The following is a 25,732-nucleotide window of genomic DNA, read 5'->3' as shown; positions in this document are numbered from 1 at the left end:
GGCGGTCACTCCGCCGCAAGCGGCTTTGTCGCCTCCGCCTTGAGCTCGGCCCGGGTCTTGGGCTTAGCCTTAATTCGCAGCTCGTCCAGGTCCAGCCGGTCGCGCACGCTGTTGCGGAAGATCTGATCCTTTCCGGGCAGATATTGCGGCGGGCAGAACGCGTTCTCCGCCCCGTACCAGGCCGCCGCCTTCATGGTGAAGAACGGATCGACCAGATGCGGCCGGCCGAGGGCGACGAGGTCTGCCCGGCCGGCGGCCAGGATGGTGTTGGCCTGGTCCGCTGTCGTGATGTTGCCGACGCACATCGTGGCCACGCGCGCCTCGTTGCGGACCTGATCCGAGAACGGCGTCTGGAACATGCGGCCGTAGATCGGCTGCGCATCCCGCACGGTCTGGCCGGTCGAGACGTCGACGAGATCGACACCCGCCTCAGCAAAGGCGCGCGCGATTGTCACCGCGTCGTCGCCATTGATTCCACCTTCCGCCCAATCGGTCGCGGAGATGCGCACCGACATCGGCTTGTGCGATGGCCACACCGCGCGGAGCGCTTCGAAGATCTCGAGCGGGAACCGCAGACGGTTTTCGAGCGAGCCGCCATACGCGTCGGTCCGGGTGTTCGTCAGTGGCGAAATGAAGCTTGCGAGCAGATAGCCGTGGGCGCAGTGCAGCTCCAGCATGTCGAAGCCGCAGCGCTCGCCGCGCTCGGCCGCCGCAACGAAAGCGTCCCTCACCGTGTTCATGCCGGCGCGGTCGAGCTCGCGCGGCACTTGGCTGTCGGGGAAATAGGGCAGCGGGGAAGCCGAGACCACGTCCCAACCGCCTTCGTCCAGCGGACGATCGATGCCGTCCCACATCAGCTTGGTCGCACCCTTGCGGCCGGCGTGGCCGAGTTGCAGGCAGATCTTGGCAGCCGAATTGCCGTGGACGAAATCCACGATGCGCCGCCAGGCGGCCTCCTGCTCGTCGTTCCACAGGCCCGCGCAGCCGGGCGTGATGCGGGCCTCGCGGCTGACACAGGTCATCTCCGTGAAGATCAGGCCGGCACCGCCGACCGCACGCGAGCCGTAGTGGACAAGGTGGAAGTCGGTCGGCACGCCTTCCTTCGCCGAGTACATGCACATCGGTGACATCACGGCGCGGTTGGCAATCTCCATCTCGCGCAGCCGGAACGGCTGGAACAGCGGCACCGCCGGCTTTTGTGTATCGACGTCGAAGCCGTTGTCGCGAACCTGTTTGGCAAATGACTTCTCGACTTCGGCCACGAAATCGGGCGCGCGCAGTTTGAGATTATCATAGGTGATCGCCTTCGAGCGCGTCATCACCCCGAAGGCGAACTGCACCGGGTCGAAATCCCAGAAGCGATCGACGTGCTCGAACCAGACCAGCGAGACGTCGGCGGCGTGCTGGGTCTTCTCGACCTCCTCGCGGCGGCCGTGCTCGTAGACATCGAGCGCCGCCTTGATGCTGGGAGCTTTTTCCATCGCTTCGGCAAGCGCAATGGCGTCCTCCATAGCGAGCTTGGTGCCGGAGCCGATCGAAAAATGCGCGCTTGCCTTGGCATCGCCAAGCAGCACCATATTGTCCTTGACCCAGCGCTTGCTGCGGATCATCGGGAAATTGCGCCACATCGAGCGGTTGGTGAGCAGCTTGTGCCCATCGAGAAACCAGCCAAAAATCTCGGACATCCGCGCGGCGGACTGCGTCTCGTTCAGCCCGGTCAGTCCTGCCCGCTCGAAGGTCTGGGGATCGGTCTCGAAAATCCAGGTCGAGTGTCCGGCCTCGTATTGATAGGCGTGGGCGATGAACGGACCCCACTCGGTCTCCTGGAAGATGAAGGTGAAGGCGTCGAGCGGCCTGGTCGAGCCCATCCAGGCGAATTTGTTGGTGCGCAGATCGACTTCCGGCTGGAAGTGCTCGACATACTTTTCGCGAAAGCGGCTGTTGATGCCGTCCGCGAGCAGGATGAGATCGGCATCAGCGAAGCGGGATTCATCGTCCACGTCGGCTTCGAAATGCAGGACGACGCCAAGCTCGCGCGCCCGCTCCTGCAAGATCAGCAGCAACTTCTGCCGCGAGCAGCCGCAAAAGCCGTTACCGCCGACCCGATGCACCGTGCCGCGGAAATGCACGGCGATATCGTCCCAGTACGCGAACTCCTGGGTGATGCGGCGATAGCTCGGCAGATCGTGCTTTTCAAAATTGTCCAGCGTGGCATCGGAGAACACCACGCCGAAGCCGAACGTGTCGTCGGCCCGGTTGCGCTCATACACGGTGATGTCGGCGCCGGGGCGCTGCTTTTTGAGCAGGATCGCAGCGTAGAGACCCGCAGGTCCACCACCGATGATCGCGACTTTCATGGGAGCCTCGCCAATTCAACCGGCCACGAAAACTATTTTAAGCCTAAAATAATTTCGCGCAAGTCCCCGTTGCAGGCGAGGCCAGCCGAAAAGCCGGCTTAATCGCCCCTGAAGACCGGCTTGACCTTGTTCGCGAAGGCCTCGAAGGCACGCGCGAAATCGGCCGTCGTCATGCACAGGGCCTGGGCAACAGCCTCCGCTTCGATCGCCTCCTCCACCGACATCGCCCATTCCATGGCCAGCATCCGCTTGGTCATGGTGTTGGCGAAGGTCGGCCCTTGCGCGATCTGCTTGGCCAGCAGCTGCGCCTGGGGCAGCACCTGCTCGGGGGTGACGATACGGCTGAAAAAGCCCCAGCGCTCGCCCTCCTCCGCGGTCATGAAACGGCCGGTGTAGAGCAACTCGGAGGCGCGGGACTGCCCGATGATCCGCGGCAGGATCGCGCAGGCGCCCATGTCGCAGCCCGCCAGCCCCACCTTATTGAAGAGAAAGGCCACCTTGGCCCCGCTCGCGGCAAGGCGCATGTCGGAGGCCATGGCGACGATCGCACCGGCCCCGGCGCAGATGCCCTCGACGGCCGCCACGATCGGCTGCGGGCAGGCCCGCATCGCCTTGACGAGGTCGCCGGTCATCCGCGTGAAGGCGGTCAGCCCCTTGGTATCCATCTTCACCAACGGGCCAATGATCTCGAATACATCCCCGCCGGACGAGAAATTACCACCGGCGCCGGTGACGACGATGGACTTGACCTCGTCGTCAAACGCGCAGGCGCGGAAGAAGTCGGTGAGCTCCCGATAGCTCTCGAATGTCAGCGGATTCTTTCGTTCGGGCCGATTGAGCGTCACGGTGGCAACGCCGTCGACCACGGCCAGCAAGAAGTGCTGCGGCGAATAGTCCGCGAGCGGCACGGTGACGGGATTGACTGGTCTGCTCATGCGATCTCCTTGGTGTCTTTGTTCTGCGCCGCTAGATTTCGCCGCCTGCGACTGCGATGGCCTGTCCGGTGATGGCGCCGGCTCCCTGCCCGCACAGCCAAAGCACGGCGTCCGCCACCTCTTCTGGCGAGATCAGGCGTCCCTGCGGGTTGTGCTTGGCAAGCTCGGCGATAGCCTGCTCACGACTTCGCCCCGTCTTCTTCATGATGTTGTCGATACTGCCGGCGACGAGGTCGGTGTCAGTGAAGCCCGGGCACACCGCATTCACGGTCACGTTGCTGCCCGCCAGCTCGAGGGCAAGTGAACGAACCAGACCAACGGCTGCGTGCTTGGCTGCCGTATACGCGCTGACATAGGCATAGCCTTTGAGCCCCGCGGTCGACGCAATCACGACGATGCGGCCATAAGGGCGATCCTTCATGCCCGGCAGCACGCCGTGGATGGCATGGACCACGCCCATGAAGTTGATGTCCATCATGCGCGTGAACAGGGCGCTGTCCGATTTTGCGAATGGCGCAGATTCAGCGCTGCCCGCATTCGCGATCAGAATATCAATCGGCTTGCGCGCATGGGCCTCGGCGATGGCGGATTTGAGAGCGGCCTCGTTCGCGACGTCGGCGACAGCGCCAAAATGCGCGTTGCCCGCCTTGACGGCCTCGTCAAGGACCGCACCATTGCGGCCGACGATCGTCACGGTGGCGCCGGCGTCGACGAGAGCCGCCGCGATCGCGCGGCCAATGCCGCGACCGCCACCGGTCACCAGCGCGTGCGGCGAATGCGGCAATCCGGACATGCGCGGGCTCCCTCAGATCTGCGGAACGTGCATCCGATATATTTTAACCTTCAAATTTTTGCAATAAAGGCGCCGCTCACCGCTCGCGAATGCCGCAGCACGAAACCCGGCCCGGAAATTGCTTTAAGTATAAAATTATTGCTTCCCATCGCCGAAAGGCCTGTTAGCATCAACAGGCCCAGCAGAAGGATGTCGCGTGTCGCAGCCTGTGACAATGATAACAAAGGACGGACGCTTCGCCTACGAAGCCGCGGGCGATCCGAACGCGATCCCTTTGATCTTCCTGCATGGCATCGGCGGCGCGGCGCGCGCCTGGCGGCGGCAGCTTGCTACATTCGGCGACCACTTCCACGCGATCGCTTGGGACATGCCGGGCTACGGCGGTTCGGCACCGCTCGCCAGCGTCAGCATCACTGCCCTGGCAGAGGCGCTCCAACAATTCATCGAGCAACTCGGTGCAACCAGACCCATTCTCGTCGGTCACTCCATCGGCGGCATGATCGTCCAGAAATGGCTGGCGCAATCCCCGAAATTGGCACGCGCGGTCGTGCTGGCGCAGACCAGCCCCGCTTTCGGCAAGGCCGATGGCGATTGGCAGAAATCGTTCATCGCAGCGCGGCTCGGCCCGCTCGATCGCGGCGAGACGATGAAGTCATTGGCGCCCTCGCTTGTGAAGGAGCTGGTCGGCGACGATCCGGACCCGGAGGGGATGGAGCTTGCGCGCGAATGCATGGCGAGCGTGCCTGAAGCCAGCTATCGCGCCATGATGCTCGCCTTGATCGGCTTCGACCAACGCAGCACGCTCAAGGACATCTCGGTTCCGACATTGTTGCTATCGGGGTCCAAGGACAACAACGCGCCCGCGCCGATGATGGCAAAGACGGCGACCTACATTCCGAGGGCAGAATATGTCGAGCTCGCCCACGTCGGCCATCTCGCCAATCTCGAGCGTCCTGATGCCTTCGACGAGGCGCTCGGCCGCTTCCTGAATTCCGTCACGACCAAATCGTAAGGTGACTGCGCGATGACCATGCAAGTCAGCAAGACGATCGGCACGACCGGCAAGGTCGCGCTGGATGCACCGATCTTCGACCCCGTCGCATTCCGCCTGAGCGAGGAGCAGGCCGGCATCATTGCCCGCGCTCGCGAAATCGGGCAGAGCGTGTTTGCCGATCGCGCCGCCACCTACGACCGCGAGGCGATCTTTCCGACCGAGAATTATCGCGACCTGCATCGCGTCGGCCTCCTCGGCATTGCCGTTCCCAAGAAGCACGGCGGGCTCGGCGCGAACTACCAGACCTATGCGTTGGCGGCCGCCGAGATCGGCCGCTATTGCGGCGCGACCGCGCTGACCTGGAACATGCACGTCTGCTCGACCCTATGGTCGGGCCCGCTCGCCGACGACCTAGACATGGACGCGGACACCCGCGCCGAGCACGAGCGGCGACGGGCTGTCCATTACAAGCGCATCGTCGAAGACGGCGCGATTTATTCACAACCCTTCTCCGAGGGTGGCGCTGCGGCCGCAGGTGGCGTTGCCTTCGGCACGGAAGCAAAGCCGGTCGAGGGTGGCTGGATCGTCAACGGCAAGAAGATCTTTGCATCGCTCTCCGGACACGCCGACTATTACGGCGTGCTCTGCACCGAGATCGAGGAAGGCGAGAAAGCATCTCGCCGCAACACCCTTTATCTCGCGATATCGGCCAAATCGGAAGGCGTCTCCGTCGTCGGTGACTGGGACCCGCTCGGGATGCGTGGGACGGTTTCTCGCACGCTGCTGTTCAAAGACGTATTCGTGCCGGAGGATTCCGCGCTGATGCCGCGCGGCGTCTACTTCCAGGCCGCGATGCGCTGGCCGCACATGTTCCTGACGCTGTCGCCGACCTATATGGGCCTCGCACAAGCCGCTTATGACTTCACCGTGCGCTATCTGCGCGGCGAGGTGCCGGGCATGCCGCCCGTCAAGCGGCGGATGTATCCGACCAAGCAGATCGCGGTCGCGCAGATGCAGATCAAGCTCGAACAGATCAAGGGGATCTGGTTCCAGGCCGTCACCGAGGCCTGCGCCAATCCTAGCAAGGAACAGGTGTTGCGGGCCTATGCCGCGCAATACTCAGTGATGGAGGGCGCCAATGAGCTCGCGGCGCTCGCGATCCGCACCTGCGGCGGCCAGGCCATGCTCCGCTCGCTGCCGCTGGAGCGGATCTATCGCGACAGCCGCTGCGGCTCGCTGATGCTGCCCTGGACGGCCGAGCTATGCCTGGACCGCATTGGGCGCGAGGCGCTGTACGAGGCCGGTGAGACGGACGACTGACGGTGGATCTCTGCAGTCTGATCGATCGCAACGCGGCGTTTTCGCCAGACAAGACGGCCATTGTCTTCGAAGGCGAACGGCTGAGCTATGCGGCGTTCGCCGCGCGCATCGAACGGACCTCAACGGCGTTGAAGCAGGAGTTCGGCGTCGGCCGTGGCGATCGCGTGGCGATCCTCAGTCTGAACCGGCCGGATTATCTGGTTCTGCTCTACGCTTGCGCGCGGCTGGGGGCGATGCTGGTGCCGCTGAACTGGCGGCTCGCCGTCGCCGAACAGCTCTTCATTCTCACCGATGCAGGCGCCAAGGTGCTGGTGCTCGAACAAGCATTTGCGGACGTCCTTTCCGAGCTCGCACTGGGGACGTCCGTTGTCGGCCTCGACTTTGCACCGCCTCGCGGCACGACGTTTGAAGGACTGCTGACGCGCAGTGACGGCACCAGCCGGAACCCGCACACGGATCTCTCATGTCCTCTGCTGATCGTCTACACATCTGGGACGACCGGACGGCCGAAAGGCGCGGTGCTCCGCCAGGAGGCGCTGTTCTGGAACGGCGTCATGAGCCAACACATGCACAACATGACGTCGGACGATCATGTTCTGACCGTGCTGCCGTTCTTCCACGTCGGCGGTCTCAACATCCAGACCACGCCCGCGCTGCAGCTGGGCGCGACCGTTACGGTGCACGCGCGCTTCACGCCGGATGCCGCGCTTGCGACCATAGAACAAGAGCGGCCGACGCTCACCGTAATGGTGCCTGCCATCATCCAGGCGGTGAGCGAGCATCCGGCCTGGACAGCCACTGATCTTTCATCACTCAAAGCCGTCGCCACCGGGTCGACCATCGTCCCACCGCACCTGATCGAGCGCTTCGTCGCACGAGATGTCCCAGTGCTCCAGGTCTACGGATCGACTGAGACCTGCCCGATCGCCATCTACACGCGGCTCGGCGGCGATCTGTCGCGTCCGGGATCGACCGGCCTTGCCGGCCTGTGCTGCGAAGCCAGGGTGGTCGACCATTCCGGCGGCGAGGTGCCCGCGGGCACACCGGGCGAGATCGCGGTGCGTGGCCCCAACGTGTTCTTCGAATATTGGGGCAACGAGACCGCCACGCGCGAGGCATTGCGCGACGGCTGGTATCGCACCGGCGACATCGGCCTGTGCGACGCCGACGGCTATTTCTGGGTGCGCGACCGCAAGAAGAACATGATCATTTCCGGCGGCGAGAACGTCTACCCGGCCGAGGTCGAGCGCGTCCTGCTCGAACATCCCGACGTCAGCGAGTGCGCCGTGATCGGACGACCCGACCCACGGTGGGACGAGGTCCCGATCGCCTATGTGATCCTCCGATCCGGCGCCCGGCTCGAGGCGGATGAGCTCAGAACGCACATCCAGGCGCAGCTGGCCCGCTACAAGGTGCCGCGCGATATCGTCTTCGTCACCGACCTGCCGCGCACGGCGCTAGGCAAGGTCCAGCACTTCCTGCTGAAGCAACTCGATGCGCAGTCCCGCGCGCAAGGAGAAGCGTCTTGAAGATCGCAGTTCTGGGTGGGGGCAACGGCTCCTTCGCGGCCGCGGGCGATTTTGCCCTGTCGGGGCATGAGGTGCGGCTTTGGCGCCGCGATGCCGCACAGGTCGCGGCACATCGTGCGGCCGGCTCGGGCATCCTGGTGAAGGATCACAACGGCCGCCACGACGTGAAGCTCGCGCTGGTCACGAACGATATGGCCGAGGCCGTCGACGGCACCGAGCTGATCGTGTGTCCGGCTCCTGCCTTCGCGCAAGCGGATATCGCTCACCTGCTCGCCCCGCATCTGCGGGATGGTCAGGTCGTCTTCTTGCCGCCGGCGACATTCGGCTCGATGATCTTCGCCCAGGCGGCGCGGGATGCGGGCAACCATGCAACGGCGAGCTTTGCCGAAACCGGCACGCTGCCCTGGCTCACCCGCAAGCATGGACCGTTCGAGGTGGCGATCACCATCCGTGCCAAGCGGCTTCCGGTCGGCGTGTTCCCGCTCGACCAGGCGCCCCGTGCGCTCGACGTGATCGGACGCGCCTTTCCCGATGCAATCGAGCCGTGCGGAGACGCATTGTCCGGCGCGCTGATGAATGCCGGACCGATCATCCATCCGCCGCTGATCGTGATGAATGCAGGCCCGATCGAGCATTTCGAGCGCTGGGACATCCACAAGGAAGGCACGCAAGCGGCGATCCGGCAGGTCACGGACGCGCTCGACGCCGAGCGGATCGCAGTGCGCGAAGCGCTCGGCTATTGCGCGCCGCATTTTCCGCTCGCTCATCATTACGCCAGGGAAGGCGAGATCTGGATGTACGGCCGCGGCTCGCATGACCGGTTGACCGATTCCGGCGATTGGCGCGAACGGATCGTGTTGACCGAGCACCGCTATATGCGTGAGGACCTGCGGCTTGGGTTGTCGCTGCTGGTGTCCGTCGCCGGCCTGGCTGGCGTGGCCACCCCATTGGCCAAGGCGTTTTTATCGATCGGCGGAGCAGTCTGCGGCGAGGATTTTTCGCAGGGCGGCCGGACCCTCAAGACGCTGGGGCTCGACAATCTCGGCAAAGCTGAATTGCAGACGCTGCTTCGCAATGGATTCTGACCGATGACCGATCGCGCCAATATCGCTTGTCTCGGCGCTGGCCGCATGGGCCGCGGCATCGCCGTCGCGTTCGCCTATGCGGGGCACCGGGTCACGATGATCGACGTCAAGGCGCGCTCCACGGAGGACTTTGCCAGGCTGGAAGCGGACGCGCTCGGAGAGGTCAGGAAGACCTTCGCCAGCCTGTCGAAGCTGGGACTGCTGACCGACGCAGATGTCGATCCGCTGATCGCGCGGGTGACGGTGGTGCCAGCGAGCGAGAGCGGCGCAGCATTGGCAGAAGCCGGAATGGTCTTCGAAGGGGTTCCCGAAGTCGTCGAGCTCAAGCGCGAGGTGCTGGGGGCGGCTTCAAAGCAGGTCAGCCCTGACACGATCATCGCATCGACGACGTCGACGATCCTCGTCGACGATCTCTCCGGCGCGATCGTGAACCCAAGCCGCTTCCTCAACGTGCACTGGCTCAATCCGGCCTATTTGATTCCCCTGGTCGAGGTTTCGCCCGGCAAAGCCACCGATCCTGCCATCGTCGACGAGGTCAAAACTCTGCTCGAAGGCATCGGCAAGGTCCCGGTTGTCTGCGCGGCGACGCCCGGCTTCATCGTCCCACGCATCCAGGCGCTGGCGATGAACGAGGCCGCTCGCATGGTCGAGGAAGGCGTCGCCAGCGCGGAGGAGATCGACAAGGCGATCCGCTACGGCTTTGGCTTCCGCTACGCCGTGCTCGGCCTGCTCGAATTCATCGATTGGGGTGGCGGCGATATCCTGTATTACGCCAGTCGTTATCTCGAGGGCGCGCTTGGCAGCGACCGCTATCGTGCTCCCGATGTTATTTCCCGCAATATGCATGAGGGCCGGATCGGCCTGCGCACGGGCGCCGGATTCCTGGATTACTCAGGGATGGACGTCGATGCCTACCGCGTCAAGCGGCTCCAGGCCATGGTCGACCTGCTCCGCCACTTCGAGCTGGCCCGCCCGCCGGTGCTTGACCGCAACTAGCCGAAGACATCCTGGAGCACGCCCTCCCGGACCACGGCAACGCCATCGAGCTCGATCGTCGTTCCCATCATCGGCAGATCGAAATGCCCCGCCGTGTAGCGGCCGGCGAATTCGTTGGCGCCGGTCGAGAACAGGAAATTGCCGGAGACGGCACGGATCTCCGTCCCGTTGGTGTCGCGCTGGTCGTACATCGACAGCGCTTCGTAGCGCGCGCCAGGGTTCATACCGAAGCCGACATGCGAGACCGCATAGGCCTCGCGGTCGCCCCAGGCGGCAAGGTAGGCGCGCATCATCGCGGCATCCGTCCCCTCGCCTTCCAGCTCGACGACATAGTCGTCCTTCAACGTCATCTTCACTGCCGACGCCAGATAGCGCTTGAACGTGAGATTGATGTCGCCTGGCGCCATCACCAGCGTGCCGTTGATGGTCCCGCTCTTGGGGAAGCTGACGACGATGCCGCCGGGCCAGTGGGCCAGCGTGCCGGGCTTGTCGGTCCAGCCCCACACGCCGACCGTGGAAGCACCGACCATGTCGACGTCGAGCGCCGTGCCGGCCTTCGAGGTCACCCGCATCCGCTTGGTCCCACGCAGCATCTTCGCCGCGGCCCGAACGCGCTTCTCCAGCGCGGAGTCCGGCACCATGCGCTCCAGCGCTTCGGGATGCTCGTTGGAGATCACCAGGATGCGCGCGCCGGCCTTCAGGATCTCCGGCGTTTCCACCGCATGCATCAGTCCTTCGATGGTGCAATCGACCACGAAGCCGGCCTGCTGCAGCGCGGTGATGACCGGACCCAGCCTTTGGATCGCCTCGCTCGCCCCCGTCGAACGAACCGGGACGATATTCCGGTTACGCGGCGTCGGCATCACCACATGAAACGGCCGCGCACCCATGCGCAGCAGCGCGAGTTCCGCCAGATGCACATTCAGCGCGCGCGACTGCGTCTCCGAGAGGATCGCCGCGGTATCGCCGGCCTTGACGGCGCACCGCTCAAAGATCTCGCAAAATGCGTCGATCCATTTTGCCTCGATGCGATCAGCCAGCATGGCACACTCCCGGTCTTGTTTCTTGGTCGTTCAGATCAGGCTTCTGGAAAGCCTCGCAAGAGGTATGATCGCAACGCGCCCAACAGGGCGTTCAGGATCAACCCCAACAGCGCGATCGTGATCAGCGGCACGAACATATCGACGGCCTGAAAAGTCCGCGCCGCGGTCACGAGCGCGTGCCCCAATCCGTCCGTCGACGTGATCATTTCGGCCAGAAACACCACGATGCAGGAAATGACAAGTCCGATCCGGCACCCGGTCAGGATCGACGGCATCGCGGCCGGCAGCACGACCTTGAAAAGGATCTCATACCGCGGTGTTCCCGCTGCCATGGCCGACCAGATCAGCTTCTGCTCGACGGTCGACGCACCGTAGTAAGTCGAGAGCAGAATGGGAAACAGCGCGTCCGCAGTTACCAGGGTGATTTTCGAACCGTGACCAAATCCAAGCAGGAGCAGGAGCGCCGGATACAGCGCAACCTTGGGCAGTGGAGCCAGGACGCGGACGATCGGCCTCACCACGGCATTGATCGTGGGGCTTGCCGCGGCGGCAATCCCGATGCTGACGCCGAGAACGACCGCAATGGCGAACCCGGCAAACAGCCGGATGAGGGTCGCCGCGATCTCCTGCTGGAATGTCCAAGACGCGAGCTGCTGCAGCAGCCGGCTTAAGACGAAACCCGGCGGCGGCAGCAAGACCGCGGGCGCAAAGCCGAACGACACCAGCCCCTGCCACAACGCGATGACCAGCGCAATCGGGGCGATTCCGAGAAGGACGTTTGGGGAGAGAAAGCGCGCCATCACGAGAAGCTCAGCGGAAGATCGAACTGCGGCTCGGACCAGCGCACCAGCCGGGCCCGAACCTTCTCGAAAATCGTATCGAAGCAAATTCCCATGGCGCCCACGATGATGATCATTGCGAACACGGTGTCGTATTGGCCCATGTCGAGCGCATTGAACAGGATGTTGCCGGCGCCGGACTGGCGCGCGATCATCTCGCTTGTGATCATCGTGATCAGCGCCAGCACCAGCCCCGTGCGGCATCCGGTCAGGATTTCCGGCAGCGCCGCGGGCAGCACGATCCGGACCAGACGCTGTGCCGGCGACAGCCCCATCGCGGCACCCGACCACAGCATCTTCTCTTCGACGGCCTTGGCACCCTCGAAGCTGTGATAGATCACGGGAAGGCTGACGCCGAGGAAGATCACCAACGTCTTGGTGATGTCGCCGACGCCCAGCCAAAGCATGATGATCGGCATCAACGCGGCTTTTGGCACCGGATAGATTACCATCAGGAGCGGATTGAAGAAGGCTGCAACGCTCCGGCTGCGGCCCATCAACAGGCCCAGCGGAATCGAGATCAGCACCGCGGCACCAAACCCGAGCGCCATGCGGCGCAGCGAGGCCAGGATGTTGATGAGGGACTCCTTGTCGCCGAGAATGTCCGGGATTGCACGGATCGCCTCGATCGCCGTCGGGAAGCTGTCATTCTTCAGCGCAAGCGAGGCAACCTGCCACGCCGCCAGCAACCCGAGACAGGCGAGCACCGGAGCGGCGCGTCTGGTCAAGGCGGCCGTGGACATCATAAGGCGAACCCGGCTTCGTCGCTTTCATCGAACATGCGCTCGATATCGACGACATATTTCTGATAGCGCGGGTCGAGCAACAGCTCGCTGCGACGGCGCGGCCGCGGCAGATCGATGTCGATGACCTCGCGGATGCGGCCGGGAGATTTCGACATCATCACGACTTTGTCGGAGAGGAAGACGGCTTCGTCGACCGAGTGGGTGACGAACAGCACCGTCTTGCGATCGCGTTCCCAGATGTTCAAAAGATCGTTCTGGAGGCGGGTTCGCGTATGGGCATCGAGCGCGCCGAACGGCTCGTCCATCAAGAGCACTTCGGGATGGTAAGCAAGCGTCCGCGCCAGCGCGACGCGCTGCTTCATGCCGCCAGACAGCTCCTTCGGGTAGAAATTCTCATAGCCCTTGAGCCCGACCATCTCGATCAACGCCCGGCTCTGGGCTTCCGCCTCGGTCGAGCGCACGCCTTGCTGACGCGGGCCGTACATCACATTGCCGAGCACGGTCTTCCACGGAAACAGTGCGAATTCCTGGAAGACTGGGCCTCGGTCGGGACCGGGACCCGTGATGGCCTGGCCTTTCATTCTCGCCGCACCGCTGGTGGGGCTGACAAAACCGCCGACGATATAGAGCAGAGTCGACTTGCCGCAGCCGGACGGACCGAGGATAGAGACGAAGGCGCCCTCCTCGATCGTCAGCGAGATGTCCGAAAGCGCAATGTGGTCCTTGCGCGCCGAGGTCTGAAAGACCTGCGAAACGCGGTCGATCTCGATGATCGCAGAAGCCGGCTCTCGTGATGTCACCGGTCTCACCCGTTCGCTCGATCTTGCAGGCACTGCCGTCATTCCGTCGCTCGCCTTACTGTGTAGCACGGGCTTAGCAAGAAGCCTGCCAGACAAACGAACATTTTCGCAGGCGCGCGATGCCTCATTCGAACCACGGCCATTCCGCCGGACCTTCGTGGGTCACGGCTCCGCCGGGCGCCTGCCCAACCAGTCGCGCATATTTTGCAAGCGCGCCGGCCCGATGCCGCGGCGGACGCTGCTTCCAATCGCGGCGCCGTGCGACGAGTTCCTGCTCATCGAGCAGGACGTCCATCCGTCGGTTAGCGGCGTCGATCCGGATCCTGTCGCCGTCGCGAACCAGCGCCAACGGACCGCCGACAAATGCTTCCGGGGACACGTAACCTATGCACATGCCGCGCGTCGCGCCGGAGAACCGACCGTCGGTGATCAGCGCCACCTTTTCGCCCATGCCCTGCCCATAGATCAGCGCTGTGACACCGAGCATCTCACGCATGCCAGGGCCGCCGACCGGGCCCTCGTTGCGGATCACGAGCACTTCACCTGCCTTGTAAGTGCGATCCCGAACCGCTTTGACGCACGCTTCCTCGTCTTCGAACACGCGCGCGACGCCTTCGAAGAATTGGCTCTTCAGGCCGGCGACCTTGATCACCGCGCCATCAGGACAGAGGTTGCCCTTCAGCACCGCCACGCCGCCGTCAGGCATGATCGGCGCACGAGACGCGTGAACCACCTCTCCGTCCGGCGCATTGGCCGCGCCGTATTCTTCAGCAAGCGTACGGCCAGTGATGGTGATGCAGCTACCATCAATATGGCCGCTCGCGATCAGCTCTCGAATGATTACAGCGGCGCCGCCGATATCGTAGACGTCCTTTGCCGTGTATTTGCCGCCGGGCCGCAGATTTCCGATCAGCGGCGTTCTGGCAAAGACCTTGCCCACATCGTCGATCGTGAATGCAATGCCGGCCTCGTTCGCGATCGCCGGCAGATGTAGCGCGGCGTTGGTGGAGCCGCCCGTCGCCGCAACGATCGCCGCGCCATTCTCGAGGGATTTCCGCGTCACGATGTCGCGCGGCAGCGGCCCGCCGCGCGCGAGCATCTCCATGATCAGGCGTCCGGCGCGTCGCGAAATCTGCGCGCGCTCGGCATAGACACCGGGCACCATCGAGACGTTGGGAATGGTCAGTCCCATCGCCTCCGAGACCATGCCCATGGTGTTCGCGGTGAATTGGCCAGCGCAGGCGCCGATCGTCGGCAGGCAGGCCCGTTCGATCCGCTCCAGCGTGGCGCCGTCGATCTCGCCGGTCATGAAGCTGCCGACAGCCTCATAGGAATCGAGCACCGTCAGTGTGCGCCCGTCCACGCGCCCCGGCAGCGAGCTGCCGCCATAGATGAAGATGGACGGCACGTTGCAGCGAACCATGCCCATCATCACGCCCGGAAGCGTCTTGTCGCACCCGCCGTATCCGATCAGCGCGTCGTAGGCCAGCCCATGGACGACAGCCTCGATCGAGTCGGCAATCAATTCGCGCGAAAACAGCGAGAACTTCATGCCCTCGTGGTTCATGCTGATGCCGTCGGAGACCGATACGGTCGAGAATTCGCGCGGCGTGCCGCCGGCTTCCTCGATTCCGGTTTTGGCCGCAGCCACCTGGAAGTCGTGGGTCATGTTGCAGGGTGTCTGCTCGCCCTTCATGCTGACGACACCCACCATCGGCTTCGCAATCGCAGCGTCGTCGAGCCCCATGGCGCGCATGAAGGCCCGATGCGGCGCCCGGTCGAGGCCGTCGGTCGTCACCCGTGATCGCAGTTTCTTCATGCGTTCGTCTTCGTGCCGGATACCGCGAGCCTCTCGTTCGGGTCGTTCGCTCGCTATTGCAGCGGGGCGACGATCGTCGGATGCTTGAACTGCGCGACATCCAGTTTCGGCAGCATTCCGGTCTCGGCGTAGATGTCCAGCATCTTCTGGATCGCCGGGAAGTTCGGCGCCGCGCCTGGATCACGGCCGAAATCGTTGTCCTTGAGCAGGTAGGTCTCGAGCACCGGAATCGGCGCCTTGAGCACTTCGTTGACGACCTTGAGTGTTTCCTCGCGGTTCGCCAGCGCCTTCTTCATGCCCGAGGTGATATCCCGGACATAAGCCTTGACCACCTCAGGGTTCTTGTCGACGAAATCGGCGCGGCAGGCTTCCAGGATATGCACGATATTCGGCATGGCTTCCGACAGGGAGAACAGCTTTCTCGTGCCGCCCTTCGCTTCCGCGCGCGCGGCGAACGGCTGGTTCATGTTGACCGCATCGACGCGGCCCTGTCGCAGCGCATCCTCGGAGACCGCGAAACCGACCTCGACCAGCTTGATGTCCTTGGCGGGATCGACGCCATTCTGCTTCAGCAGCAGATTGAACGGACCTTGCGTGCCGCCGCCGATCACGGAAATGCCGACCGTCTTGCCCTTGAGGTCGGCGATTGTCTTGATGGGTGAGTCATCCTTGACCGCCCAATAGACCGAGAAGCCGCCGGGCTTCTCGAACACGTGCTGCGCGACGATGTAGGCTTTGAGATTTCCGCCGACCACACCATTGGCAAGCGACAGCGGCGCCTGCGTTGCGCAGTCCAGCGCGCCAGCGGCCAGAGCCTGCGTCATCGGCGCAGTGCCCTGAAACTGGGTCCATTCGATGTTGTAGGCCTTGCCGAGATTGGGAAATTCAGCCGGGCGGCGCATCATCCAGTACTTGGATTCTTCGGCCGGAATGGTCCAGCCGACGCGGATCGTCTGCTGCGCCCATGCAGCGCTCGCCCCCGTGCTCACGGCCGCCGCCGCCCCCAAAGCAAGGATCCACTTCGAAACGGTTCGCATCGTGCCCACTCCGCTGCTCCGGCGCCGAAGGGCGCCACCCAACCCGACCGCCCTAAATGTTTCATGGTTCAAACAATCAGGCAAGCCATGCGAACGGGGCGGTTTTGCCGGCTGATGCGCAATGTATGGTAAGGCGGCGTCGCGCAGCGACAGAAGGAGGCAACCTATGGCTGATGTGAGCAAGGCAAACCCGCAAGGCGCCGAGCGACTGGGCTATCTTGGCCTGGGGCTGATGGGGGCGCCGATGAGCCGGCGCCTGCTCGAGGCTGGCTATCAGGTGACGGTCTGGAACCGTTCGGAGGGCAAGGTGGCTCCGCTGGTCGAGGCCGGCGCCAAACGCGCCGACACGCCTCGCGCGCTCCTGGCCAATTCGGATATCGCATTCATGTGCGTGACGGATGCAAAAGCAGTCGAGGAGGTAATCTTCGGACCCGAAGGACTGGGAGCGGCTGCCGGCACCGGCAAGCTTGTCGTCGACTTTTCGTCGATCCATCCTGACGCGGCACGCGATCTCGCAAAGCGACTGAAGGACGCCAATGGCGCTAGTTGGATCGATGCACCGGTTTCCGGCGGCACGAAGGGAGCCGAGGAAGGCACGCTTGCGATCATGGCCGGCGGAGAAGCTGCTGATATCGAAAGGGTGCGGCCGTACATCCTGTCCATGGCGCGCAGATTCACCCACATGGGCCCGACCGGCGCCGGCCAGACCACAAAGCTGTGCAATCAGGTGATCGTGGGATGCACGATGGCCGTGCTCGCGGAAGCCACGCGCCTCGCGGTCAACGCAGGAATCGATGCCAAACGGCTGCCCGAAGCACTGGCCGGCGGCTTCGCGGATTCCATTCCGCTTCAGCTCTTCGTGCCGCGGATGGCCCAAGGGATACACTCACCACCCCTTGGCCACATTGCCACGATGCTCAAGGATCTCGATACGGTCGCCGATGTTGCGCAGGCAACGTCGACGCCGGTGCCGATGGCCTCGCTTGCAGGACAACTGTTCAGGTTGGCCAAGGCCGCACGCGGTGCGGACGCGGACGCGTTGGAGATCTACAAACTGTCGGCGGCGGAGCGCTAGGTCGTCGAGCGCGACCTGAAGCACGCTAGGGTGCCTTCTTGCGCTCGTCGTCCGCGAGAAAACGGCCGAACGCGCCGCGCGCGAACAGCAGCGGCTCCTGCGCATTGTAGGTATAGGCCTCGACCGCGCCGAGAAAGATCACGTGGTCGCCGCCATAATAGCGATTCACCGAGCGGCACTGAAAGTTGGCAACGCTCTCGGCGAGCACCGGCGCCTTGCCGAGGCCGGGGGTCCAGTCCACGCCGGTGAATTTGTCATCCGAGGACTTCGCGAACTTGCTCGCAAGAGCCTGCTGCGACGCGCCGAGCACGTTGACCGTGAAATGGCTGGCGTTCTGGAAAATGGTCAGGCTCGAGGAATAGACGACGAGGCTCCACAGCACCAGCGGAGGATTCAGCGAAACGGAGGCGAACGAATTACATGTCAGACCGTAAGGCTTGCCGTCAGGCGCCGCGGCTGTGATGATCGTCACGCCCGTTGCATAGGTTCCGAGCGCGTTGCGGAAGTCTCGGGGATCGATCGACGAGCTGTCACTCGCGAACTCGTTGGCTGGATCAGGAGCGGCCGGGTGCTTCGGCAGATCATTCATCAGCCGGCCTCACAGCGTGAGATTTTCGGACGGCAGGCCCAGCGCCACGCGTCCATAATTGGTCCCCGCCGCATCGAAGTTGAATGCGAGATGCGAGTTGATGGCATGGGCATCGCGGAATTGCCGCTGCAACACACCGGTCGTGAACAGACCGCGTGCCCCGCTCGCGGCAAACAGCATCGAGACCGCGTCCGTACACAAGTTCACGGAGAACGATCCGTCGCGCCGATATCGGGTCTTGGTTGCCATATCAGGAATGTGTCCGCGCCGCGCGTCCTGCATGGCATCGAGGCATGCCGACCGCATGATCAGGCGCGCGGCGTCGATCTTCGCCGAGGCCTCCGCGATCTTGATCTGAGTGCTCTGAAAATCGCTCAACTTGGCGCGGTTGTAGGTCGAAATACGATGACGTGCGACCTCCGTGTAATCGTCGAGGCAGGCCTGCGCATTCCCCAGCGCGACGCCGGAGAGGACGTACGGGAACAGTGAGAATACGGGGAGTGCATACAGCGGATTTGGATTGGTCCTGCTTCCCGGTGTCGGGCCGCCTGAGAGATCGCCGACGGCGACCGTCATATGGTCCGCCACGAAGGCGTCCCTGACCTCCACGTCGCAAGACCCCGTCCCGCGCAGTCCCGCGACATTCCAGGTGTCCAGGACCTTGTAGTCGCCTTTTGGCAGCAGAAAGATGCGATACTCGATGCCGTCTGCCTCGTCGTCAGAGTAGACCACGCTTGCCAGCATGTTCCATTCGCAGGAGGCAACGCCTGAGGAGAACGGCCAGCTCCCGCGCAGCTGGTATCCGCCCTCAACTCTCGTGGCGCGTCCGGCAGGGAAAATGAACGAGGATGCGATCAGCGCGTCCGGATCACGACCCCAGACCAGATCCTGAGCCTTCTGCTCGAACATGCCGAGCATCCAGTGATGGCTCGCCAGATTGGCGAGATTCCAGGCTACCGATGCGTCCGCTTGTCCGAGCAGCTCCGCGCAGTCGACGAGGGCGACATAGTCAAGCTCGGTGCCACCAATCCGTGCCGGTTGCAGCATCCGAAACAGGCCGGCATCGTGCAGATCCCGTTCGGTCTCCGGCGGAAGATGTCGCAGCTCCTCCGTTCGCGCCGCCCGCTCGCGTAGTCGCGGCAACAGAGCCCGAGCCTTCGCGATCATGTCCGCATGGGCGCGTTCGCCGGCTTCCGCCCCGGTGGGCTGCCCCATGCTCGGCTTTCGACCAGGCGCCATTCGTGTCCCTCACTTCGCGTATTTATGCGGCCGCCCCTTCGCCAAATCAAGCCAATGCGGCTGGCGTCGATCAGCGTGCCGGCGCAGCCTGGGCGTCATGGAGAGTGACCGCGCGGGCCTAGCCCGTCGGGGGCTTGCCCGCGCCAAAGATACCCTTCCGTGTAAACTCCGCGATCCGGCGCTCATCATAACCGAGAATATCGCGCAAGACGTCCTCGGTATGCTCGCCTAACAGCGGGGCAGCAACGGGATCGACCGCACCGGTCAGGCTCATGGTAATCGGCGGCTCGATGTTGGGCACCCATTCGGCGGTACGGTGCGGAATCCGGTTCAAGCGATGGCGCTCGCGCGCTTCGGGCGCGTTGAATCCCTCCTCCACCGTCCGGAGATAGCCAACCGGAATATTGGCCTGCTTCATTTTCGCCATCCAATTCTCGAGCGTATCGCCGGCAAAGACCTCCGCGATGGCTGCGCGCAAGAGCTCCTTGTTCTCGGAACGGGCCTTGCGCGTGGCGAACTGCGGATCGGTAATGAGATCTGGCCGGTTCAGCACCTCGACGACAAGCCGGCGATAGAGCCGATCGTTGGCGCAGGCCATGTAGAGCGGCCCATCCGAGGCCTCGTAGACACCGACGGTGGGAGAGCCGCTCGGCGAATTGCCGAACCGGCCGGGATTTTCCCCGTTGATGAGATAAGCCATGCCGTAGAAGCCGGTCATCCCCATCGCGACGTCGAACAGCGCAACTTCGACATGCTGCCCGCGCCCGAGCCGGTCCCGTGCGAGCAGCGCCAGCAGGATGGCGTTACAGGCAGACATCCCCGTCGCCATGTCCACGATGGGCGGGCCGGTACGAACCGCCGGGCCATCGGCAAATCCGTTGAGGGACATGAAGCCGCTCTCCGCTTGCGTGATGGGATCGAAGCCGGGGCGCGAGGCGAACGGTCCGGAGCGTCCGTAGGCGGAGATCGAGCAATAGACCAGCCGTGGGTTGAGCGGCGCGACCGCCTCATAGTCGAGCCCAAACCTCTTCATGACTCCGCTTGAAAAATTTTCCACGACCACATCAGCCTTGCGGATCAGATCCAGCGCAATCTCGCGGGCCTCCGGCACCGAAAGATCGAGCGCAATGCCACGCTTGTTGCGGTTCAGGCTCAGATAGGCCGCGCTTTCGCCGCCAATTTCGGCGTGCTCATAGGCGCGCGTGTCGTCGCCGCCGTCAGGATTCTCGATCTTGATGACGTGCGCGCCAAAATCGGCAAGTGTCTGCGTGCAGGCCGGGCCGGCGACGACACGCGTGAAATCGATGACCAAGAGGCCATCGAGCGCAGTGAGCCCTCCCGTCCGCGGCGAACGTTCCGGCAATTGAGGCTTGTTGGGCATCGATGGCGCTCCCTTAACATCGGCTTGTGGCCGCCGAATTTCCTGCAAGAGCAAACTTAAAGCCCGGCGCCGCCAACTTCGCAAGAGCCTCGCTCGCATCGGCCCAAAATGCAAAAGAAGCCCGGCAGCCATCGGGCTGCCGGGCTTCCCGATGACCAGCGTAGACAGGCTCCGCCGCGCCCCTATGAGCCATCGCAGGCTGCGTTCCGCATCACGGGAAACGCCACGTGGCCCTTAGCGCAGCCACTTTCGCCAATAGAGTGTATGCGACCAGGCCCAGGGGACCTCGGGCTCGTAGAGCCGATAGCCTGCCTGGATGAAATTGTTGGCAGACACGGGGTTGTCCGTCGTATCCGAAACGACATTGTCCCATCCCATGCGCCGCCCTTGTGCCTCGATGGCTCGCATCAGCCTGATTTGCAGCCCGTGTCCCCAATGCCGCCGCAAGACTCCAACCCTGGAGACATAACCGCAATTTCGAATATGCGTGGAAGGCACCACACCGGCAAAAGCGACCGCGTCATCACCGCGATAAGCGAGCCACCACGCACCAAGATCGAACCGGGGCATTGCCGCGGCACCGAAGAACGTCGATTGGTGCAGATCGGCCAGGGTGTCGGCAACGTCATCATCAGACGCATCAACGATACGGATTTTGTACATGGCATACTCATCGGCGAAAGATAGACGCGTACCGTCGTGCGATGACGCGGTCATCGAAGAAGGCTCACTTGCCCAGTGCGACCTTGACGCCCAGCCAAATGGCTCCCATCAATCCTGTGGCAACCACGGTGATCACGGCCTTGAACGTGTAGTTCTGTGCTTGTTCCACGCTTTTCCGCCAGCGGCGCAGGTGTAGAAAATCCGCCCTAAGCTCGCTACCGACCCATTGCACGATCCACATCGTGAAGGCATCCGCCGCGGCGCCGGCGCCGCCGATGTCGATGAAGGCGCGCAGCGGCAGCAGGGGATCGGCGGAGACCTTTCCGATCCGCCCCTGCGCACGCGCCTCCGACAGCAGCGCGGCGAAATAGGCGCCCTCGAAGGCGCGGGCATACTCGCCCTCCCAGATGTGATCGTAACGCTCGGGGTAGAGCTTCTGATCCAACAGCCGCTCCTCCTCGAGCACGTCAGGAAACCAGGGATTGTCGCGCCAGTTCGCCTTGACGATGACGGCACCGTCGGGCTTGCGCCCGCGCAGAAAATCGTCGATCGCATCGCTCTTGCGCCGCGGATTCCAGCTCGCCCAGAGCTCGGAATCCTTGGCACGGATCGTCGGCCGCAGCAGCGCGAGGCTGCGTGCGCTGAGGGATTGCGCCTCGTCGATCCAGGCGATGCGAAAGCCTTCCAGCGATTTGATCGACTCGGCGGTGTGATCCTGAAGTCCACGGAAGATGATGAGCCCGTCACCGGGCGTCTCGATCTTGTCGCTGAACAGCTTGAAGCCGTGGCCGAGGCGAAGGCTCGCGATCTTGCCTTCGATCAGACGCTTGGACGATTGCGCCAGCGTGCGCTGCGCCTCGCGAATGCAAACCGCGAGCGTGCCGCGCTCGGCCTGGCAGGTCTCGACCAGGAGCTCGCCGAAGAAATGCGATTTCCCAGAGCCGCGTCCGCCATAGACGCCCTTGTAGCGCGCAGGTTTCAGCAAAGGCTCGAAGATCTTCGCCGTCGGAATTTTCAGGATGGACAATGGCTACGCTCGCTCGGCCTAGGGCAGGCCGATGCGCCTGCGCCACATCGCGGACCAGTCTTCGGAGTCGGGGGTATGGGATTGTCGTTGCAGTGCCTGATCGAAGCCGGCAAAGACACCGCGTCCGGGAGCCGAAGTCCAGGTCTTATACCGCTCGTCGAACTCGCTTGTTGGAGAAGACGAAAACGAAGCGTCCCGCGTGCAACATTCGTCGCAACGCATCTTCCCAGGACATATCGATCTCCACTTCATCGAATGCACCGAAGCCACTAAGTCGAGCCAAAACGCGTCGCTTGCTCAACCTATGGGCGATCTACTATTCTGACATTGACGACATCGGACAAGCCCAACGTCAACTCTTGTGCAGGGTGGTTTCTTGAATCAGAATCGGACGAAACTCTTCACCTTGATGTTGATGCTTGCCGCGCTTCTGTTGCCATGCCCCGGGCCAGCCGCGTACGCTCAGGAAGCCGCCAGAAACGCCTTCGATAAATGGCGCCCCAAAGCCGGCGTTTATGCCGAGCCGGGCAAGACATTTCGGGCATCCTGCGACGAAGGCGGTGGCCTTACGATCAATCTTCGCGAGAAGTCGGTCAGCGGATATGAATGGGGCTGCGGCGTCAAGAAGATCACCGATCTTGGCCCGGACTCACTGAAGGTCGAAATGGTCTGCAATGACTACAACCTGGCGCAGAACGTCAACCCTCGCGATCCCGACTGGGAGAACAGGAAATTCAACGAAGTCATGTTCGTCAAGAAGATCGACGATGTGACAATCTCCGTTCAGAAGAGCCTGAACGGAAAGCTCAAGGACGCTCCCTGGCGTGAGGCCTACTGCCCTCTGAAGACGCAGCGCGCGCTTGCAGAAGCCACGCTGAGAGCCAAGGCGGACGCGAAGCAGAAGACCGACTTGGAGCAAGCTCTGAAAGACGCTCACCCGCGGGACGGCGTCTACGCGGCGGCCGGCCCCAACTTCGAGGAGCGCTGCGCGAAGTTCAACGACACGATCGTTACGTTCTCCGAAAAGTCGATCACGACGGCCTCAAACATCTGCAAGATCGAACAGACGCGGGTTCAGCTTCCCGACACCGTCAGGATCGGCGCCGATTGCGCCTTGCAGGCGGCTCCTGACCCGAACGCCGTCAGCGTACAGAATGTAGACACCACTCTGGACCACGAGAACCTGATGTTCAAGAAGATCGACGACAAGACGGTCGTTCTGTGGATCATCAAGGACGGACACTTCACCGGCGATGGCCGAAAGCTGTCCTATTGCAGCGACCAGGTGCAGCGCGCCTATGCCGGGTAGAACCGGGCCGGCAAGCCGAGCAGGAACCAGGGATCACCGAAATGAAAAACCCGCGGCGGAATGCTCCCGGCGCGGGCTGAACCAAACTCTTTCGATGATGTCATTCTGCCGGTGTTTTGCCCGACGTGTCAAAGGAGCAATCCCAGTTCAATTCGAGATGCCCAATTACGCCGTGCTTCATGCGCGCTAGCTCGCCCTAAGGCAGGCCGGTACGCCTGCGCCACATTGCAGACCAGTCTTCGCTGTTCGCGGTGTCGGGTGGGCTTTGCGGAGCCTGATAGACTCCAGCCAGGACGCCGCCGGCAGATGTCGGCCGCGGTCCGAACCGTCCTTCGAAGTCACTTTGCGGTGAGAGTGGAAACGACGCTTCAGGAGAAACAAAGGGCACCGAAACACCACCGCTCGAGTCGAACACGGATCGATCCGATTCCCTGGTTGGCATCCTGGTCAAGACCCGCACGTCTTCGCGACGGGTTCGAGGCACGCGATCTGCCTCTTGCAAATACCGCAAATGCTCCGGGAGGTAGGCCGGAAAGCCAGGATTGAGATCAACTTGCCCTTGCGCGCCAGCAGAGGCTGCAGGATCGATAAATCCGCTTGGAGGACTGCTGACCGACCGCTGGTAGGCGGCAAGTCCCGCACGATCGTCGGCTGCATTCCACCGATGGGCAAAGCTGGCGGGCCCATCCGCCAACGCCTGGATGATAGCCGGTTCGTTTGCAAGATAGGTTGCACCAGCGCCATCAACCCCCACGCGGGGAGTATAAGGGATGCCGTTCTGCGCGGCGATCATCGCATTTCTCAACACGCGTGTCGGCGTCGGACCTTGCTTGTAGAATTGAACGAGCAATGCATTTCGGGTGGATGGATCCAAACGTTTCCAAGCGTTCACCCCGGTCGTCGGATCGCCCTGGACGCTCATGTTGGATTGGTAATTCCGGACGCCTTCACGCAAATATGCGCCGATGGTTGACGCCATGAGAGCTTGGTCGCTGCCCTTCTGCAAAGCAACACCGACCGAATAAAGGTCCTTCGCATATGGCGCGAAGGCGGGATCATCCGGGTTCTCGAGAACTGCCCGAATGGCGTTCTGAAATTTCATTCCGGCAGGACCATAATCGATAAGCAGAGGATTTCTGACCTTCTTTTCAAGATCCTGTCCGACCGTCATCGCATTCGGATCGGCGTTGTACCAATCCAGAATACTATCCGAGGCTCCTTGCGTGGGGTGAAAGGGGTTCCTTGCCATCCCCTCGAGGAACATCCCATTTAGGAATGTATGTGCGTAAGCCGTAGAGCCAGCCTTCTTTCCGTAATTCTTCAGAGAGGTTGTCTGGTCAGATAGCTCTTGAGCTAAAGCGCCAGCGATCGCTTCGGCTGACACTCCGTACCTCGCCGCCGCAGCGGTGATCTGAGAAGTCATCATTCCGACCAGAGTCAATTGGTCTTGGGCATATGACGGAAGCTTGCTGGCCATCGCGGTCTCTCAATCTTCTTGTTAGGTCTGGGGCTCAACTTTGTTGAGTGGGCTCTACGAAAGAGAGAAGAAAAGAAAAGAGATTCCTGCCCAATCGAGGATGACGCAAGCCAGAACCACCGAGCTCCATAAGCCAACACGGGTTATGCGGTGAATGCGTACAAGGATCGCGATAAGGACCACGACAAGCGGCGAAAAATAAATGAGCAAAAGGACGATAAACAACCTATCGAATTGATGCGGATGCGGCCAAAAGACCGCTGCCATTACAACCGCCGACATCGAAAGGCCGAAGATGATGCCCAGGGACAGGACGATTCTATAAGTCGCAGGCGGAAGACGGAGAAAGTATGTTGGAAGCACGCATACGATTGAAGCGACAGTCGAGTAATTGTTAATCGCAGGGAGCGCCTCGAAGAATGACTCAGTGTCCATGATCGATCTCCGCGGACTGATTGCTCCCGCGCTTGGCTGGCGTGATCAGCAGTCCTGCCGACGTTGATATCTCATCCGTGAACCGCTGGGATCCCGTTGTCAGCGGCCGTCGCTGTGACCGCGGCTCTCCTTCATCCACGTTGGCCCCTCCGCAAAGTCGGACAGCCTCGCCTGAATCACGAACAATTCCGACGATTCAAGGCCGCGATTGTGCAGAATTTCATGAAAGGCGCCATTCCTATCT

Annotated in this window: 22 protein-coding genes and 1 pseudogene; 7 read left to right on the top strand and 16 right to left on the bottom strand. The window is 62.7% G+C overall.

Features of this window, described 5'->3' with window-relative positions; all coding sequences use genetic code 11:
* Positions 1 to 5 precede the first annotated feature (5 nt).
* The 3 genes from SE92_RS33390 to SE92_RS33380 all read right to left on the bottom strand — a co-directional run bounded on the left by SE92_RS33390 (position 6) and on the right by SE92_RS33380 (position 4,085).
* On the bottom strand, positions 6 to 2,357 hold the full coding sequence (locus SE92_RS33390; protein WP_063202944.1) for a bifunctional salicylyl-CoA 5-hydroxylase/oxidoreductase: 2,352 nt from the start codon (positions 2,355 to 2,357) through the stop codon (positions 6 to 8).
* A gap of 98 nt (positions 2,358 to 2,455) precedes the next feature.
* On the bottom strand, positions 2,456 to 3,292 hold the full coding sequence (locus SE92_RS33385) for an enoyl-CoA hydratase family protein (RefSeq protein WP_063202941.1): 837 nt from the start codon (positions 3,290 to 3,292) through the stop codon (positions 2,456 to 2,458).
* Between the two features lie 31 nt (positions 3,293 to 3,323).
* The gene (locus tag SE92_RS33380) at positions 3,324 to 4,085 is read right to left on the bottom strand and encodes an SDR family NAD(P)-dependent oxidoreductase (protein WP_063202939.1); all 762 of its coding nucleotides are present in this window, start codon (positions 4,083 to 4,085) and stop codon (positions 3,324 to 3,326) included.
* 214 nt (positions 4,086 to 4,299) lie between these two features.
* Here SE92_RS33380 and SE92_RS33375 point away from each other — a divergent pair, with 214 nt between their 5' ends.
* The 5 genes from SE92_RS33375 to SE92_RS33355 are packed head-to-tail and all read left to right on the top strand — an operon-like array spanning position 4,300 to position 10,009.
* Positions 4,300 to 5,097, top strand: a complete 798-nt coding sequence (locus SE92_RS33375) for an alpha/beta fold hydrolase (RefSeq protein ID WP_063202937.1) — start codon at positions 4,300 to 4,302, stop codon at positions 5,095 to 5,097.
* 12 nt (positions 5,098 to 5,109) lie between these two features.
* Positions 5,110 to 6,399 carry an acyl-CoA dehydrogenase family protein gene (locus SE92_RS33370; RefSeq protein ID WP_063202935.1) on the top strand — a complete coding sequence of 430 codons (1,290 nt, stop codon included), beginning with the start codon at positions 5,110 to 5,112 and terminating at the stop codon, positions 6,397 to 6,399.
* A gap of 2 nt (positions 6,400 to 6,401) precedes the next feature.
* Positions 6,402 to 7,928 carry a class I adenylate-forming enzyme family protein gene (locus tag SE92_RS33365; protein WP_063202933.1) on the top strand — a complete coding sequence of 509 codons (1,527 nt, stop codon included), beginning with the start codon at positions 6,402 to 6,404 and terminating at the stop codon, positions 7,926 to 7,928.
* Positions 7,925 to 9,013, top strand: a complete 1,089-nt coding sequence (locus SE92_RS33360) for an NAD/NADP-dependent octopine/nopaline dehydrogenase family protein (RefSeq protein ID WP_063202931.1) — start codon at positions 7,925 to 7,927, stop codon at positions 9,011 to 9,013. The genes SE92_RS33365 and SE92_RS33360 overlap by 4 nt, the downstream gene beginning before the upstream one ends.
* A gap of 3 nt (positions 9,014 to 9,016) precedes the next feature.
* On the top strand, positions 9,017 to 10,009 hold the full coding sequence (locus SE92_RS33355; RefSeq protein WP_063202929.1) for a 3-hydroxybutyryl-CoA dehydrogenase: 993 nt from the start codon (positions 9,017 to 9,019) through the stop codon (positions 10,007 to 10,009).
* Here SE92_RS33355 and SE92_RS33350 read toward each other — a convergent pair.
* The 6 genes from SE92_RS33350 to SE92_RS33325 all read right to left on the bottom strand — a co-directional run bounded on the left by SE92_RS33350 (position 10,006) and on the right by SE92_RS33325 (position 16,293).
* Entirely contained in the window at positions 10,006 to 11,052 is a 1,047-nt protein-coding gene (locus SE92_RS33350) for a 2,5-dihydroxypyridine 5,6-dioxygenase NicX family protein (RefSeq protein WP_063202927.1), read from the bottom strand. The genes SE92_RS33355 and SE92_RS33350 overlap by 4 nt on opposite strands.
* Before the next feature lie 35 nt (positions 11,053 to 11,087).
* A complete protein-coding gene (locus SE92_RS33345; protein WP_063202926.1) occupies positions 11,088 to 11,852 on the bottom strand; it encodes an ABC transporter permease in 765 nt (254 codons plus the stop codon).
* A complete protein-coding gene (locus tag SE92_RS33340) occupies positions 11,852 to 12,637 on the bottom strand; it encodes an ABC transporter permease (RefSeq protein WP_063202924.1) in 786 nt (261 codons plus the stop codon). The genes SE92_RS33345 and SE92_RS33340 overlap by 1 nt, the downstream gene beginning before the upstream one ends.
* Positions 12,634 to 13,479: an ABC transporter ATP-binding protein gene (locus SE92_RS33335; protein ID WP_063202922.1), complete on the bottom strand. Its 846-nt coding sequence runs from the start codon at positions 13,477 to 13,479 to the stop codon at positions 12,634 to 12,636. The genes SE92_RS33340 and SE92_RS33335 overlap by 4 nt, the downstream gene beginning before the upstream one ends.
* Positions 13,480 to 13,561: 82 nt before the next feature.
* Positions 13,562 to 15,256, bottom strand: a complete 1,695-nt coding sequence (gene ilvD / locus SE92_RS33330) for a dihydroxy-acid dehydratase (RefSeq protein ID WP_063202920.1) — start codon at positions 15,254 to 15,256, stop codon at positions 13,562 to 13,564.
* Positions 15,257 to 15,309: 53 nt separating this feature from the next.
* A complete protein-coding gene (locus SE92_RS33325) occupies positions 15,310 to 16,293 on the bottom strand; it encodes an ABC transporter substrate-binding protein (protein ID WP_063203894.1) in 984 nt (327 codons plus the stop codon).
* A gap of 166 nt (positions 16,294 to 16,459) precedes the next feature.
* Between SE92_RS33325 and SE92_RS33320 the strand changes: the two genes are divergently transcribed.
* The gene (locus SE92_RS33320) at positions 16,460 to 17,368 is read left to right on the top strand and encodes an NAD(P)-dependent oxidoreductase (RefSeq protein ID WP_063202918.1); all 909 of its coding nucleotides are present in this window, start codon (positions 16,460 to 16,462) and stop codon (positions 17,366 to 17,368) included.
* A 25-nt stretch (positions 17,369 to 17,393) separates the two neighbouring features.
* Here SE92_RS33320 and SE92_RS33315 read toward each other — a convergent pair whose 3' ends face one another.
* From SE92_RS33315 to SE92_RS37495, 5 genes and pseudogenes are all read right to left on the bottom strand, one after another.
* On the bottom strand, positions 17,394 to 17,957 hold the full coding sequence (locus SE92_RS33315) for a flavin reductase family protein (RefSeq protein WP_063202916.1): 564 nt from the start codon (positions 17,955 to 17,957) through the stop codon (positions 17,394 to 17,396).
* Positions 17,958 to 17,966: 9 nt separating this feature from the next.
* Entirely contained in the window at positions 17,967 to 19,196 is a 1,230-nt protein-coding gene (locus SE92_RS33310; RefSeq protein WP_063202914.1) for an acyl-CoA dehydrogenase family protein, read from the bottom strand.
* A gap of 118 nt (positions 19,197 to 19,314) precedes the next feature.
* A complete protein-coding gene (locus SE92_RS33305; protein ID WP_063202912.1) occupies positions 19,315 to 20,577 on the bottom strand; it encodes a CaiB/BaiF CoA transferase family protein in 1,263 nt (420 codons plus the stop codon).
* Between the two features lie 234 nt (positions 20,578 to 20,811).
* The gene (locus SE92_RS33300) at positions 20,812 to 21,240 is read right to left on the bottom strand and encodes a GNAT family N-acetyltransferase (protein ID WP_063203893.1); all 429 of its coding nucleotides are present in this window, start codon (positions 21,238 to 21,240) and stop codon (positions 20,812 to 20,814) included.
* A gap of 406 nt (positions 21,241 to 21,646) precedes the next feature.
* Positions 21,647 to 22,225: pseudogene (locus tag SE92_RS37495) on the bottom strand (phage terminase large subunit); the annotation flags it as partial.
* A gap of 418 nt (positions 22,226 to 22,643) precedes the next feature.
* Between SE92_RS37495 and SE92_RS33290 the strand changes: the two are divergent.
* Positions 22,644 to 23,576 carry a hypothetical protein gene (locus tag SE92_RS33290; protein ID WP_157095793.1) on the top strand — a complete coding sequence of 311 codons (933 nt, stop codon included), beginning with the start codon at positions 22,644 to 22,646 and terminating at the stop codon, positions 23,574 to 23,576.
* Between the two features lie 196 nt (positions 23,577 to 23,772).
* Here SE92_RS33290 and SE92_RS36395 read toward each other — a convergent pair whose 3' ends face one another.
* Both SE92_RS36395 and SE92_RS33280 read right to left on the bottom strand, forming a co-directional pair.
* The gene (locus tag SE92_RS36395) at positions 23,773 to 25,053 is read right to left on the bottom strand and encodes a hypothetical protein (protein WP_157095792.1); all 1,281 of its coding nucleotides are present in this window, start codon (positions 25,051 to 25,053) and stop codon (positions 23,773 to 23,775) included.
* 54 nt (positions 25,054 to 25,107) lie between these two features.
* Positions 25,108 to 25,488 carry a hypothetical protein gene (locus SE92_RS33280; protein WP_063202904.1) on the bottom strand — a complete coding sequence of 127 codons (381 nt, stop codon included), beginning with the start codon at positions 25,486 to 25,488 and terminating at the stop codon, positions 25,108 to 25,110.
* Between the last annotated feature and the right edge of the window lie 244 nt (positions 25,489 to 25,732).

It is taken from the genome of Bradyrhizobium sp. AT1 (assembly GCF_001590795.1).
Taxonomy (GTDB): domain Bacteria; phylum Pseudomonadota; class Alphaproteobacteria; order Rhizobiales; family Xanthobacteraceae; genus Bradyrhizobium.
Note: the sequence above shows the minus strand (reverse complement) of the source record. Positions and strands in the feature narration are given on the sequence as shown.